This window comes from Exercitatus varius (assembly GCF_029577735.1).
Taxonomy (GTDB): domain Bacteria; phylum Pseudomonadota; class Gammaproteobacteria; order Enterobacterales; family Pasteurellaceae; genus Exercitatus; species Exercitatus varius.
In genome coordinates this window covers 295,709-310,535 of record NZ_JARQTO010000001.1, presented here as the reverse complement: position 1 = coordinate 310,535, position 14,827 = coordinate 295,709, and the positions used below count along the sequence as shown (strand labels likewise).

Below are 14,827 nucleotides of genomic sequence, written 5' to 3'. Positions count from 1 at the left end.
GCTAAATGCGGGAGATGTCGAATTTCGCTAAATTAATGCCGTCTTCCGTGCCATAAAATTCGCTCAATGCACGACGCAATTTTTCCGCCCGTTGCGGCAGCCCTTTTTCCGCGTAGGTTTTAACCTGGGCATAAACCGCTTGTTTGAAAGGCGCAATATCGCCGGGGTTGCCGTTCAAATTATCCGCACTGGCGAAATAACGGAAATTGGCGGCGGTTGCCAATATCCATTCGATAGCCTGCGGTTTGACTTCCACTTTTTCAAATTCCCGCTGCCGTTCCGGCGAGCGCCCGTCCGGTTCGTACCAATAGCCGAAATCCTCTAATTTACGGCGTTCCGTACCGGCCACCAGCCAGTGAGAAATCTCATGCAAGGCACTGCTATAAAAGCCGCGGGCAAAATAAATGGCATGATAAGGCAACACATCATAACCCGGAGTTTTATGTTCCGCTGGAATATAAATCGGTTCATCGCCGCCTTTTACCAGTTTGGTATTAAATTCCTTTTCAAAGCAACCGTTAAAAATCGCAATAATATCGTCCAGCGTATGGGTTTCCGAATTCTGTTGCATAATTTCGCTCCATGATGGCAACTGATTTTGCCGGCATTCTACCATAAACTCATTTGTCCGCTCTTCCCCTCTTCGGGGACAGTGACATGTAATCCGACCAATCGAACGCTTCGTCCTTGACTGCGCAGCCATATTCGGCTTAATAAATCGACAAAAGTTTCTTGCCGAAATTCCACCGCACTTTTCTCCAACGTGGTGACCTGAAAATCGTCAAATTTCAGTTTCACTCCCATTTTTCGGTAACGCGATAAAGGAATATCCGGCTTCGCCCGCAACATGCGCCGCATGAGCTCGGGATAGAGACTATCAAGGATCGCCAGCCCTTGCTCCGGCGTAAAAATATTTTGTGACAGGGTTCTTTCCACGCCCACGGATTTTCGCTCGCGATGAGATTGAATCTCTCGATCGTCAATACCGCGGCTGAAATCCCAAATCCGTTTTCCTATTTTTCCGAAGCGATTTAATAAAATCGGCAAGCCGGCGCGCTGAACATCTTCACAGGTTTGTAATCCCATTTCCGACAACAGCTCCGATGTCACCTTTCCCACGCCGGGGATTTTAGACAACGGCAAAGTGCGGATAAATTCCGCCACGTTTTCCGGCTTAATCACAAACTGTCCGTTAGGTTTGTTCTGATCGGAGGCAATTTTTGCCAGAAATTTCAACGGAGCAATACCCGCGGAGGCCGTCAGATGTAATTCATCAAAAATCGCCTGACGGATTTCCCGTGCAATCCAGGTGGCGGAACCCGAACATTTTTCGCAATCCGTAACATCCAGGTAAGCTTCGTCCAGGGAAAGCGGTTCGATAATTTCGGTATAACGATGAAAAATTTGGTGAATTTGCTGTGATACTTGTTTATACAACGCCATGCGCACGGGCAGCACAATCAAATTCGGGCACAGTTTTATCGCCTGTGCGGTGGGCATGGCGCTGCGGCAACCGAATTTTCTGGCTTCGTAATTGCAGGTCGTTAATACGCCCCGTTGACGGCTGTGGCCGCCGACGGCAACGGGTTTGCCGATTAAGGACGGCTCTTCCCGCATTTCCACGGCGGCATAAAAACAGTCCATATCAATGTGAATAATTTTGCGCTGAAACGATGAGTTAAACATAAAAGTGCGGTCAAAAAACGTTAAGATTTTTGACCGCACTTTAGCATAATAAACTGTATAAATGAACAAATAATTATTGCGTTCGCGTTAAATTCAGCACTTTGGAAAATAACCGTTTGAATAATAACGGAACAGACTGGCTGCCGCGCTTCTCTATTTCCGCCGATAAGGCAATGGCGAGATCCGGTTTGGATGTGCGCTGAATGGCGCGCTGAATAATTTTCCGCATCGGCAGATAACGCCCTTGCTGTTCCCAACGGGCCAATCGGATAAACACGTTTTCAAACCCTTCGGTGTAAAAGAAATGCTCGATATCCAGTTTAGGCAACGTGGTGATGCGCTGCGAGGTCATTTCATCTTCTTCCAACAAACTGTGGGCGACTTCGCTATATTTTCGCCCCGCATCGTCGCCGTCCGTCAGCACATACCATTCGATACCCATGGCTTTGGCGTACTTGATCAGCGGGCGTAATCCCGACTGAGCGAATTCTACAATGCGGATACCTTCCATACTCAAATTGATGTCCAGCAATTTAGCCAATTCCGTCAGAATCCACACTTCCGTTTCCCCTTCCACTAAAATCCAGGTGCGCGAAAACAACGCCAGGCTACGGTTATGGTGAATATGAAAAGTTAACCGGCGCAAATCTTCTTTACCCAAATCGTGGCGGTACAACTGATAAGATTTGGTGCGATCCGTATAACGCACCAGGCGGCAAATATTCTGTAATTCCGCCTGCGAGACCAGCTCTACCGAATTGGTAGTGGTGATGCGTTGAATCGGCAAATATTGCATTAATTCCCATAAAATGGCGATCATACGCGGATGCAAACGGGCTTCGGGATCTTCAAACAATAACACCGGACGATGATGTTTACTCATTTGCACCGGCTTTTCGCCGACAAACAGGGTTTGCAGAAACTCCACCAGGCGAGTGCGTAACTCCCGGGTTTCATCCTGTTTTAACCGCTGACACAACAGTTTTAATTCGTCCCAAAGTGCGGTCGGTTCCAACAACATTTTTTGCGCCAATGCATCGTTTTGACACGAAGACATAAAATAATGTTGCAACACCAATCCCACCGCCTGGAACTGAAGATCTTCCGATTCATATCTTGCCCGCATAGTTTGCGGATTCAACAGATTCCGCGTCGGATTTAAACGGGCGTCTCGAAAACGATAAATCGGATGGCGGCAAATCAGAGATAACGCCACTTCTTCCGCATTGTTAAGAGAAATCGGTTCGCCGCTTTCATCTAAAAAAGAATAGGTGGTGATCACTTGATTTTGCACCATTTCGCCCGCCACCCGAAAATAAATACGATCGAATCCGTCTTCATGAGGAACAAAAACCTTTTGAAACAAATGATTTTTATCATCCGTATTTTCTTTAATGTCCCGCTCGCTGAAAGTAAATAAAAGTGTGATGGCAGGCGTATTTTCTTCGTGATGAAAATCTTCCGGCGTGAAGCGGTAAAGCTGATTTTTATTGTTCAAAATTAAGCTTAATGCCGCTAATAAACTGGATTTCCCCCAAGCGTTTTCCCCGATGAGAACCATGTGCGGGCGCAGATGAATGGAAAGTCGGTTAATGCCTCGGAAACCAACGAGATCACATTGACGTAAATACATAATTTTCCTGCTATACTACCTTCTTTTCCGAACGTAATTCACAGGGAATTCCGCCATGTTTGAAGGTTTATTGATCGTGCTTGTGCCGATGATTTTAGGTTATTTGATAAAATCCGACAACAGACCGTTTTTGCAAACGATAAATCGTCTCGTCATGATTTTACTCTATATTATTCTGTTTGTAATGGGGGTATCCCTCGGCCAGCTGGATGACGTGATGCAAAAACTGCCCGTTATCGGTTGGTCGGCATTAGTCTTTTCGTTCAATATTATGCTTTGTAATATTATCGGGTTAATCGCTTACGATAAATGCCGGCCCGCACCGTTAAAACGTTTAGGCGGCAACTTGCCGCCCCGTTGGAAATTACTGATGGACAGCGCCAAACTATGCGCCATGGTGATCATCGGTTTTATAACGGGATTTTTTGGGAAAACCGTTTTTGTCCTGCCCTTAGGAGCCGGCACTTATGTGCTCGTATTGCTCATTTTTTTCGTCGGCATTCAATTACGCAATAACGGAATTTCATTAAAGGAAGTGCTGTTCAATAAACGAGGCATTTACACCGGCGTCATTATGATTGCCACGTCTTTATGCGGCGGTGTGATCGCCGCATTCTGGTTGCAACTGCCAATTACGCAGGGACTGGCCATTTCCTCGGGCTTAGGCTGGTATTCCTTGTCGAGCGTAGTGATCAACGATGCTTGGGGGCCGATTTTCGGCAGTATCGCTTTTTTTAACGATCTCAGCCGGGAAATTTTCAGCCTCTTTATGATTCCTTTTTTTATGTATCATTACCGTTCTACCGCAGTGGGGTTGGCGGGCGCAACCGCGTTAGATTGTACTCTGCCCGTCATTCAGCGTTCGGGCGGATTAGAGGTGGTGCCGTTGGCCATTAGTTTTGGTTTCGTCACCAATATTGCGCCGCCGATTTTATTGGTATTTTTCACTGCTATTCCGTTATAAAAACCGCTTCAGAATTTTTTAAATTCTTTTTAGTCTAATAGCAACGTAGGAGGAAAGTTTTTCGCCTACATGATTTTTATTTCAGGGGTAACATTATGAAAAAATTACTTTTTTTGACCGCACTTTCGGTTTTAACCTTGTCGTTAACCGCCTGTATCATAGACGGCGGTTATTATGGTGACGGATATCATGAACGGGCGCGTTATGACAGAGATTATGATCCGCGAGACAGAGATTCCCGCAGAGATTACTACGGCCCGGAACGACGCGCCGCGGAGGCAAGACGTCGGGCAAATGAGCAAGTGCATAAAGCCGAACGTCGCTCCGATCGGGAAGAACGGGAACGTCGGGATATCTATTACCGTTGACCCAGATAAATAAACAATAAAAAAATGCGGTCAAAATCGACCGCACTTTTATCGGTGACGCCGCTATTTCAGCGTTATCGGTTATTCGGCGTAAAGCGCGTTGTAAAGTTTGTTCTCAAAACTGACGAGTGGTGCGCGTTTGGTTTTATTTTCCAATTCGCCGGTAGAATAACCGTTAATAAACTGAACAAAAGCAATTTTCTCACCCCGTGCATTGGTCATAAATCCCGCCAGATTATACACGCCTTTCAACGAACCGGTTTTCGCCAGCACGTTTTTGACTAACGGCGCCTGAATGAGACCGCCGCGCCCGCTGATTGTTCCGTCTACGCCGGCAATAGGAAACGTTTCCAGCAAATGCAACTTATCCTCGTTTTTTGCCATATATTCTAAAGCCTGCAGCATCGTATTGGGATCAATCAGATTGTGACGGGATAAACCGGAACCGTCCGCCACAATGGAATGACCGAAATTAATACCTGCCTGACCGGATAACACGCGTTTCAACGCCATGGCGCCTAATTGGAAAGAGGCCGGACGTTTAAAAGTTTCATACGCTGCGGTACGAAATAACGCATCCGCAATTTGGTTATCGGATTTCTTCATCATTTTTTTCAACAAATCCGGTAAAGGTTTAGACAGATGTTGCGCCAAAATCGTACCGGTTTGCGGCTGGTGCGGTATTTTTACCTGTCCGGAAAACTGAATACCGAGTTGTTTCAATTGACGTTGCACGATTGCGGCGGCGTAAGCATCCGGATCTTGCACCGCAAAACTCAGCCCGAACGGTTTACTTTGGCGGGCAATACAGCCTTTTATCTGATAACGGTTATTATCATGTACGACAGCGTCCAGCTGGCAATAAGGCGCTTCGTTGGCATTGACCACTTTAACCTGTCCGAATACTTGAATCGGATATTGAGATGGTACATTGAATTTGACATTCTCACCTACAGGCTGATTCGCATCTAAATCCACATAAAAGCAGTTGTTATCCAAATTTGCAGCGGCAGGCGGAGAATTAAAACACATGACCAAATCGTTCCAGATCCAACCGGAACCGCGATCGTGGCTGGCAAATACCGAAGTATCCAAAATCAAATCGCCATTAATTTTATCGATATTGTGTTTTTTCAGTCGAGCTAATAGATTGTAAAGTTGCCCTGTGGTTAAATCCGGATCACCGGTAAATTTCACAATTAAATCGCCTGTCAAAGCACCGTTTTGAACTTCGCTGTTGCTAAGTAAACTGGTGGTGAATTGGAATTGGTCGCCCAAAACCAGTTTCGCCGCCAATGCGGTGAAGGTTTTTTGAGTGCTTGCGGGCAACATGAAGGTCGATGCGTTGTAATCCGCAATAATTTCGCCGCTGTGCAGATTCTTGGCCACAAATCCTAAACTGGCGCCTTGCGGCAGTTCCTTGCTTAACGCTTGCACATCCACTTGGGCTGAGGCCGTACCGATAAAAAAGAGTGTTGAAATAAGAAATTTTTTTGTAAAACCAAACATATTCAAAAAGGAGACTGTTGCTATTTTTTTTCAGGCGAACAATAATAGACCCCGAATCAAATTGAGTAAATAAATTTTCTCAATTTCATCTTATTATTTTGATCTACTGCGGCATTGTCATGCAATGTCGTGGTTTTGTTTTACCTTAAAAAGGAAAGAAATCGCAATGAAACAAATTCCCATGACTGTCCGCGGTGCGGAACAATTACGTGAAGAATTGAACTTTTTGAAGAATACTCGTCGTCCTGAAATTATTAAAGCTATCGCCGAGGCCCGCGAACACGGCGATTTAAAAGAAAATGCCGAATACCACGCCGCTCGCGAACAACAAGGTTTTTGTGAAGGTCGTATTCAGGAAATCGAAAGTAAACTGTCAAACAGTCAAATTATCGATGTCACCAAAATACCCAATAACGGCAAAGTCATTTTCGGTTCCACCGTAGTATTAGTGAATGTGGATACGGATGAGGAAGTAACTTACCGAATCGTCGGCGATGATGAAGCCGATATCAAAGCCGGTTTAATTTCGGTGAATTCCCCCATTGCACGCGGTTTGGTCGGAAAGGAGGTGGACGATACGGTGAACATTGTAACCCCGGGCGGTACGGTAGAATTCGATATTATTGAGGTGAATTATATTTAATCAAAACGGCGAGTAAAAATACTCGCCGTTTTGATTTATATGAATTGAATTATTTACGAGGCAATAGAATTTTAGGTTCATCACTCGGACGATAAAGCACCAGAACATGCCCGATAGTTTGCACCTCTGCCGCATGAGTCTCACGTACAATCGCATTAATAATCAACTGTTTTGTATCGCGATCCGCGCCCGCCACTTTCACTTTAATTAATTCGTGGTGATTTAACGCATTGTCGATTTCCGCCAACACTCCTTCCGTTAACCCGTTTCCGCCCAGCATGACGACCGGATTCAAATGATGCGCCAAGCCTTTCAGGTATTGTTTTTGTTTGGTTGTTAATATCATAAATAATCCTAAATTCTTTTCAATTATAAAATCGGCGTGATTATAGCGAAAAAGAAGGGAGCTTTCACTCCCTTTCTGATTTATCCTGTCGTTTCTTATTTATGCCGATTTGTTGTCTGAATCCGAATTCTCAAATTCATCGCTTTTTTTGACCGCACTTTCAGCATTATGATCTTCCGTTTCCGCTTCGGTCACGTGAGGATTGCGAGAAGATTCGTTCCAACCCTCTGGCGGCGTAACCGGTTTACGGTTCATTAATTGTTTAATCTGATCTTCTTCGATGGTTTCATACTTCACCAGCGCATCTTTCATCGCATGAAGAATATCCATATTATCAATTAACAGCTGTCTTGCGCGTTCATAGTTGCGCGTCACCACGGCGCGGACTTCTTCGTCAATCACATGCGCGGTTTCATCGGACATGTGTTTGGCTTTTGCCATGGAACGACCTAAAAACACTTCGCCTTCATCTTCGGCATAAAGAATCGGACCAAGCTTGTCGGAGAAGCCCCACTGAGTCACCATATTACGTGCGATATTGGTTGCCACTTTAATGTCATTTGACGCACCGGTGGAAATATTTTCTTCACCGTAAATTAATTCTTCCGCCAGGCGACCCGCATACAAAGTCGAAAGCTTACTTTCCAGTTGCTTTTGGCTGATACTGATTTGATCACCTTCCGGTAAAAAGAAAGTTACGCCTAAAGCTCGTCCGCGCGGAATAATCGTGACTTTATGCACCGGATCATGTTCCGGTACGAGATAACCTACAATAGCGTGGCCCGCTTCATGATACGCCGTACTTTCTTTTTGCTTGTCCGTCATAATCATTGAACGACGTTCAGGTCCCATGTTGATTTTATCTTTGGCTTTTTCAAATTCCAGCATGGTAACGACACGTTTATTTGTACGTGCCGCAAATAATGCGGCTTCGTTCACCAGGTTCGCCAAATCCGCACCGGAATAACCCGGCGTGCCGCGCGCTAATGTCATAGCATCGACATCATCGCCAATCGGTACTTTACGCATGTGTACTTTTAAAATTTGTTCGCGGCCGCGTACATCCGGTAAACCCACGGTCACCTGACGGTCGAAACGCCCCGGGCGCGTTAATGCGGGATCCAAAACGTCCGGACGGTTGGTCGCCGCAATCACAATAACGCCTTCTTTACCTTCAAAACCGTCCATTTCAACCAGCATTTGGTTTAAAGTTTGTTCGCGCTCATCATGTCCGCCGCCTAAACCGGCTCCCCGTTGACGACCGACGGCATCGATTTCATCGATAAAAATTAAACAAGGTGCATTTTTCTTGGCCTGTTCGAACATATCGCGTACACGGGAAGCCCCTACACCGACGAACATTTCAACAAAATCCGAACCGGAAATCGTGAAAAACGGCACTTTAGCTTCACCGGCAATCGCTTTGGCAATTAAGGTTTTACCCGTTCCCGGAGGACCGACCATTAAAATACCTTTCGGAATTTTACCGCCCAATTTCTGAAATTTACCCGGATCCCGTAAAAATTCAACAATTTCGCCTACTTCCTCTTTTGCTTCATCGCAACCGGCAACATCAGCAAAAGTAACTTTAATTTGGTCCTTGGTTAACATTTTTGCACGGCTTTTCCCAAAGCTCATTGCTTTGCCGCCACCGCCCTGCATTTGACGCATAAAGAAGAACCATACCCCGACAAGGAACAACATCGGGAACCAGGAAATAAACAACTGTGACAAGAAACCGCGTTGTTCAGGTAATGCACCGTCTACTTTTACTTTTTGTTTTAATAAGTCGTTGAGCAATTGGCGATCTTCTAACGGTGTCGGTAATACGGTGGTATATTTGGAACCGTCTTTTTTGGTAACAAAAATTTCACCGATTTCATTAAATTTAGTTTGGGCAACCTGCTGGTTTTCCACATCCGTCATAAATGTCGTGTAATCAATCCGATTACTCGAATCCGAGTTAAATCCTTGGTATGCTGTCATCATAATCACGGCGACAACAACCCACAGGACAAGGTTTTTGACCATATCGTTCAAGGTTTTACCCCATATAGTTAGTTAAAAATTTGTTAATAGCTTACACGAATTTAGGCAAGGAATAAAATAATCAATGTAATAATTAATATTTATAACCTGTTGCCACTATATAGACTTCTCGGGAACGTCCGCGGGACGCTTCCGGTTTCCGCACTTTTACAACTTTAAACAGAGAGCGGATTTCACGCAAATATTCATCAAATCCTTCCCCCTGAAAGACTTTTACCACAAAACTGCCGTTATCGGCGAGAACCTGTTTACACATATCCAAAGCCAATTCGACTAAATACATAGCTCGCGGAATATCTACCGAAGGCATGCCGCTGAAGTTTGGGGCCATGTCTGACATCACGACATCGACTTTTGCTTCACCAACACGTTCCAGCAAAGCGGCAAGCACGTTTTCATCGCGGAAATCACCTTGCAGAAAATCCACGCCCACAATCGGATCCATTTCTAAAATATCGCAGGCAATAATCTTTCCTTTTGAACCTATTTGAGTAACGGCATATTGCGACCAGCCACCCGGTGCGGCGCCAAGATCGACCACCGTCATCCCCGGTTTGAACAAACGATCCGTATGTTGAATTTCATCCAGTTTAAAGTAAGCTCGTGAACGCAGTTTTTGTTTATGCGCTTTTTGGACAAAAGGATCTTTAAAATGTTCGTTTAACCAACGGCTCGAACTCGCCGAACGTTTTCTTCCCATAAAGTAATCTGCAAATTTTAAAATGATTAGTTGCTAAATAGGGATGAATACCCCAAATTTCAAGTGCGGTCAATTTTTAGTTAATTTTGATTAAATAATGAATAATCAATTAACTCGCATAACGCATTAATAATGAAAAGATGACTTTCCAGAATCCGGCTTTCTTTTTGTGCCGGTACTTGAATTTCCACATCGTTTTCGCTTAACAATCCCTGAAAATAACCGTTATTCATACCGGTTAGCGCGATGATTGCCACATCTTTGGTCGAGGCACAATCCATCACATCTAAAATAACGTCTTCATTGCCCTCAGGTGAAAGCACAATCAGCACATCGCCTTGTTGGGCTACGGCATTAAATTGACGCTGATAAAGAGTGGTAAGCTGGTTATCCAAAACGATAGCGGAACCGACCGCACTATCCAAACTCAATAATACCGAAGGAAAACTCGGGCGCTCCATTTCATAACGATTAAGCAGATTGGCGACTAAGAGCTGCGCATTGGCATAAGATCGTCCGTGCCCGCACACAATAATTTTATTCCCGCGCAATAAAGAAGAAACCAGTAAATTGACGGCTTTTTGAATTGAAACCGGTAAAGCGTCAGAGGCGGAAATTTGCGTTTGAATACTATCGGCGTACAACGCCTTAATTTTTTCTAACATGATATTAATCTAAAAAATTGGGAATCCATTCAATATCGGCGACAGTGCGACCGAAAGCAACCAAATCGAAACGACAATCGGCATCTTCCAGACTCAAATTCAATTGAGCCAACCACATACTGGCGGCATCTAACCATTTTTGCTGTTTGCGCCAATCCACGCTTTCCACGGCGGAACCGAATAATGCGCTTTTACGCTGACGGACTTCCACAAAGACATAGGTTTCGCCGTCAGCCATAATAAGATCTAATTCACCACATTTAAAATGCTGATTGGCAGCAATAAAACGCAAACCTTGTTGTTCTAAAAAAAGGCGAGCTTGTTGCTCAAAGCTCGCCCCTTTTTCACGGGTAGTTTTAAACATCTGATTAATTTAACGGTACAACGTTGCCATCCTGGTATTGATACCACGTCATGCTACGTTCGATATTGCAGTTCGGGCCTGCACTCAAGGTACCGGTTAAACCGCTGACGGAATACCCCGGAACTTGACGTAATTCATTGAATTTGTTGATTAACAACCAAGCATCCGCACCCATTGCATACAAACGCATCAGACTATAATCACCATTGGTGGCTTGTAAGATTTTTTGATATTGACTTGAATCCGATTCTTTAAAGAACGGAATGTCGCTAAATTTCACACCGTTCATTTGTAAACGATATTCCGGCGTACTGTTGGATGTATTGCTACGCGAGCTGGCATAAATCTGCAAACCTTTGTTGGCATTATCAATGGTTGATTTAATGTCCACCAATTCACTGTCTGTAGCGACCACATATACGGCTTTTGCCGCTTGAGCCGCCCCACTTTGTAAAGCAACGGAAACGTCATCGGTTGATCTGAAGAACACGATATTGGCATCCGTCGCAGCAAGTTGTTGCCAGCGTACATTAAAGGCGGAAGCCGTACGCTGTCCCAGATCAGACTGAGGAACCAGCACTAACGGTTCGCGAATATTATCGTTCCACATTTTATCCGCTGCGGATTCCGCTTCGTCTTCCGGTGATAAACCGTAATAGCACATTTGGTTAATCGCACGGCTGTTATGAGTCGAATTTAATGCCAATACGTCCATACCTTGCACCGCACTAGCATTGTTAATAACCGCATCCACATTAGGTTTTAATAACGGACCGACGATTGCGGACGAGCCTCCTTGTTTAGCTTGAGACAAGGCATCCTGTATCGGTGTTGCGATAGTATCGATAGTCTCTACCTGCATGCTGGTATCAGCGCCGCGCGAATCGTCAAACCCGGCTTTAACCGTACTACCAATTAAACTGGCGTCACCGCTTAACGGCAACAATAAAGTTACTTTGTTTAATTGAGTTTGTTGGAAATTCGATACGCTTCTAAGTTCGGTCGGCAACATATAAGCGGCGCTATGATTCGGATAAGACGCTTTCCAGTCTTCTAAAGCTTTGTTTAATTGCGCCGGTTGACTCATGTTATCGTTATATGCTTTTGCTAAAGCCAACCAACCCGCTAACGCTACGTTACCCTCGGCGGACGTATTGTTAATCGTACCTTTATTGGCGGAACGCAATAACGCCCAAGTGCGGTCAATATTTTCCTGTTTTCTTTGAACGTCGGTTAAATTGTAATCTTTCTGAATACGGGCTTTTACGGCTTCAATAATTTCACGTTTATTTTCCGCTATGCGCGCCGCCACTTCATAATAACGGGATTTTTGTGACGCACTAAGCTTGGTCAAATCAATGGCTTTCAACTGCTCGGCGGCAAGTGAATTTTTATTTTTAATCGCTGAAATATGGGCCTCAACAATTGATTTATCCAGCTGTTGTTCCGGTGTCAAATCTTTTAACTCGGCCAATAACGCTTCGGCCTGAGGTACCTTATTTTCAGTCACCATGACGCGGGCGGCTAACAATGTATAAGTCTGTTTGTCTTCAATTTCCTGAGTTTGTTCGATTTTATTCATATAAAAATCGGAACTGGCATTGGCGTCGTTTTTTAAAACGTTAGTAAAGCTGCTACCGAAGAAATTTGTACAGCCGGCCAGCATCATCGGAAATAAAAGCGGCATTAAACGTTTCTTAAATTTCGCGCCTTGTAATAGAATAGACATAATAACTCCGTCAGTCGTAAAAATTACTCGGATCTTACTTCGCCCACCGATTAAAATCAAATAAAAGAAGAGAGAAAATGCATAATTCATCAGGGATTTTATATATTGTCGCCACCCCTATCGGGAATTTACAAGATATTACCCGGCGCGCACTGGACGTTTTTGCCCAAGTGGACCTAATTGCGGCGGAAGATACGCGCCACAGCGGTTTATTATTAAGTCATTACGGTATAAAAAAACCGTTTTTTGCCTTACACGATCATAACGAACAACAAAAAGCGGCGTTATTGGTGGAAAAATTACAGCAAGGAGTTCACATTGCCTTGATTTCAGACGCAGGCACGCCGTTAATCAGCGATCCCGGATTTCATGTGGTGCGTCAATGTCGGCAGGCCGGTATCCGGGTCGTACCGTTACCCGGCGCCTGCGCGGCAATTACGGCATTATGCGCGTCAGGCATTGCTTCGGATCGTTTTTGTTTTGAAGGTTTTTTACCGGCAAAATCGAAAGCGCGCCGAGATAAACTACAAAACCTGGCGGAAGAATCCCGAACCTTGATTTTCTATGAAAGCACACATCGCATTTTAGAAACGTTAGAAGACGTAGAATTTGTATTCGGCGGGGAACGTTATGCCGTATTGGCGCGTGAAATTACGAAAACCTGGGAAACTATTTCCGGAGACATAATAAGTCGGTTACGTCAATGGCTAAGTGAAGATCCCAATCGAACCAAAGGCGAAATGGTACTGATTATCGAGGGAAAACCAAAATCGGAAAATATTGAATTCGACGGGCAGGCATTGAAAGCGCTGCAGTTAATCAGCCGGGAATTACCGCTAAAAAAAGCGGCGGCAATTGTAGCGGAACTATACGGTTACAAGAAAAATGCTTTATATCAGTACGGATTGGAACATTTCGGTTAGTTCCGTACTTAAAATCGACGGCGTGTCGTGAGATACGCCGATTAAATTAATAATTTGTCCATACGCCGCTGATTCTACCAATGATAATAATGCAATGCCCGTCGCAAAGAATCTGTCGAAGGAAGCGTTCTTTTATTTTCCTGCAATTTCTTCAACGTCAACGCAAGTAACGAATCCACAATAGCTTCATAATTTTGCACACTGGCAATCACCGGATTACGTAATAATCCTAAAATTTCACTTTCACCAAAAGTCGCAATCACCAATTGCTCAGGAATGGCACGATGCGAATTAACAAATGAAGCAAGAACTCCTTGCAACAGAGTGAGCGATGTAGTGAAAATAGCATCCGGCAAGTCGTGTTGGGCTAAAAAATCTTTAAACGCCGCGGCGGATTCCGTTTTATTAAATGCCGCCGCATAAACGAAATCCACCGAATTCATGGAAATATTTTTTTCTTTTAACGCTTCGCAGAATCCTTGTTCCCGTTCCCGGCTCATCGACAATTCCGGTAACGCCCCTAAAAACAGAATGCGGCCATAGGCTTGCCGGTTCAAAAAATCCAGCGCCAGTCGCTTGGCGTCCTGTACGTCATCGGCATGAATATTAGCAACATTTTCCGCATTAATCTGACGATCAAAACCAATCACCGGCACGTCGGTTTTCTGATAAAAATCCGAATCCGAAGGCAAACTGGTAGACACAATTAACGCATCGACCTGTCGAATGAAAAGCTGCTTGGCGCATTGCATTTCGTTTTCCGGTTTATCATTTGAACAAGTCATAAGAAGTTGATACCCTTGTTCGCGATAACGCGTTTCCAGACAATTAGCAATTTTTGCGTAGCTGATATTTTCAAAATCAGGAATAATCAAACCGATCGTATTTGTCCGTCCGGCACGTAATCCCGCCGCCATCGGATTAGGTTTAAAGTCATATTTTTTAACTAACGCCTGCACACGTTCAATGGTTTTTTCGCTTACCCGATATTGTTTCGCTTTTCCGTTCACCACATAACTGGCGGTTGTGCGGGAAACGCCCGCCAATTTCGCTAATTCATCTAACTTCATATTCAATCCTTAAATATTAGACCCAAAACCTGTTCGAGTATAACACCCCCTTTTTTAAAATGCTGAATCGAGTATTAAAACTTTGATCTTGATCGCAAAAAAATTTGGTTCGCACCAAAAAACATGTCATTTTTTGACCGCACTTTTGCGTTTTATAAAAAGATAATGAATAAAAAAT

The 14,827-nt window shown here is 44.3% G+C and carries 15 protein-coding genes; 4 read left to right on the top strand and 11 right to left on the bottom strand.

What is annotated here, in order from left to right; genetic code table 11:
- Window position 1 precedes the first annotated feature (1 nt).
- The 3 genes from P7M01_RS01470 to P7M01_RS01460 all read right to left on the bottom strand — a co-directional run bounded on the left by P7M01_RS01470 (window position 2) and on the right by P7M01_RS01460 (window position 3,319).
- Complete coding sequence (locus P7M01_RS01470) at window positions 2-571, bottom strand: elongation factor P hydroxylase (RefSeq protein WP_317482819.1); 570 nt, start codon at window positions 569-571, stop codon at window positions 2-4.
- Window positions 572-609: 38 nt separating this feature from the next.
- The gene (gene dinB / locus P7M01_RS01465; RefSeq protein WP_317482818.1) at window positions 610-1,686 is read right to left on the bottom strand and encodes a DNA polymerase IV; all 1,077 of its coding nucleotides are present in this window, start codon (window positions 1,684-1,686) and stop codon (window positions 610-612) included.
- 73 nt (window positions 1,687-1,759) lie between these two features.
- Window positions 1,760-3,319, bottom strand: coding sequence for a DUF2813 domain-containing protein (locus P7M01_RS01460; protein WP_202937489.1), 1,560 nt, complete (start codon window positions 3,317-3,319; stop codon window positions 1,760-1,762).
- Between the two features lie 55 nt (window positions 3,320-3,374).
- Between P7M01_RS01460 and P7M01_RS01455 the strand changes: the two genes are divergently transcribed.
- Window positions 3,375-4,283 carry a lysine exporter LysO family protein gene (locus P7M01_RS01455; protein ID WP_317482817.1) on the top strand — a complete coding sequence of 303 codons (909 nt, stop codon included), beginning with the start codon at window positions 3,375-3,377 and terminating at the stop codon, window positions 4,281-4,283.
- Window positions 4,284-4,378: 95 nt separating this feature from the next.
- On the top strand, window positions 4,379-4,651 hold the full coding sequence (locus P7M01_RS01450) for a hypothetical protein (protein ID WP_317482816.1): 273 nt from the start codon (window positions 4,379-4,381) through the stop codon (window positions 4,649-4,651).
- Between the two features lie 81 nt (window positions 4,652-4,732).
- Here P7M01_RS01450 and dacB read toward each other — a convergent pair whose 3' ends face one another.
- A complete protein-coding gene (gene dacB / locus P7M01_RS01445; RefSeq protein WP_317481013.1) occupies window positions 4,733-6,160 on the bottom strand; it encodes a serine-type D-Ala-D-Ala carboxypeptidase in 1,428 nt (475 codons plus the stop codon).
- A 166-nt stretch (window positions 6,161-6,326) separates the two neighbouring features.
- Here dacB and greA point away from each other — a divergent pair, with 166 nt between their 5' ends.
- Window positions 6,327-6,803, top strand: coding sequence for a transcription elongation factor GreA (greA, locus tag P7M01_RS01440; RefSeq protein ID WP_202937485.1), 477 nt, complete (start codon window positions 6,327-6,329; stop codon window positions 6,801-6,803).
- A 49-nt stretch (window positions 6,804-6,852) separates the two neighbouring features.
- On the opposite strand, the gene yhbY is transcribed toward greA, so the two are convergent.
- From yhbY to P7M01_RS01410, 6 genes are all read right to left on the bottom strand, one after another.
- Window positions 6,853-7,149: a ribosome assembly RNA-binding protein YhbY gene (gene yhbY / locus P7M01_RS01435; RefSeq protein WP_202937484.1), complete on the bottom strand. Its 297-nt coding sequence runs from the start codon at window positions 7,147-7,149 to the stop codon at window positions 6,853-6,855.
- Between the two features lie 99 nt (window positions 7,150-7,248).
- Entirely contained in the window at window positions 7,249-9,180 is a 1,932-nt protein-coding gene (gene ftsH / locus P7M01_RS01430) for an ATP-dependent zinc metalloprotease FtsH (RefSeq protein WP_317482927.1), read from the bottom strand.
- Between the two features lie 91 nt (window positions 9,181-9,271).
- Window positions 9,272-9,898: a 23S rRNA (uridine(2552)-2'-O)-methyltransferase RlmE gene (gene rlmE / locus P7M01_RS01425; protein ID WP_317475344.1), complete on the bottom strand. Its 627-nt coding sequence runs from the start codon at window positions 9,896-9,898 to the stop codon at window positions 9,272-9,274.
- 80 nt (window positions 9,899-9,978) lie between these two features.
- Window positions 9,979-10,563 carry a D-sedoheptulose-7-phosphate isomerase gene (locus P7M01_RS01420; protein WP_317480209.1) on the bottom strand — a complete coding sequence of 195 codons (585 nt, stop codon included), beginning with the start codon at window positions 10,561-10,563 and terminating at the stop codon, window positions 9,979-9,981.
- 4 nt (window positions 10,564-10,567) lie between these two features.
- Entirely contained in the window at window positions 10,568-10,927 is a 360-nt protein-coding gene (locus tag P7M01_RS01415) for a YraN family protein (RefSeq protein WP_202937481.1), read from the bottom strand.
- Between the two features lie 4 nt (window positions 10,928-10,931).
- Window positions 10,932-12,656 (bottom strand): penicillin-binding protein activator, encoded by a 1,725-nt coding sequence (locus P7M01_RS01410; RefSeq protein WP_317475346.1) that lies wholly within the window; start codon window positions 12,654-12,656, stop codon window positions 10,932-10,934.
- 77 nt (window positions 12,657-12,733) lie between these two features.
- Between P7M01_RS01410 and rsmI the strand changes: the two genes are divergently transcribed.
- On the top strand, window positions 12,734-13,579 hold the full coding sequence (gene rsmI / locus P7M01_RS01405) for a 16S rRNA (cytidine(1402)-2'-O)-methyltransferase (RefSeq protein WP_317482815.1): 846 nt from the start codon (window positions 12,734-12,736) through the stop codon (window positions 13,577-13,579).
- Window positions 13,580-13,653: 74 nt separating this feature from the next.
- On the opposite strand, the gene cra is transcribed toward rsmI, so the two are convergent.
- Window positions 13,654-14,649 carry a catabolite repressor/activator gene (gene cra / locus P7M01_RS01400; RefSeq protein ID WP_202937478.1) on the bottom strand — a complete coding sequence of 332 codons (996 nt, stop codon included), beginning with the start codon at window positions 14,647-14,649 and terminating at the stop codon, window positions 13,654-13,656.
- Window positions 14,650-14,827: the final 178 nt, after the last annotated feature.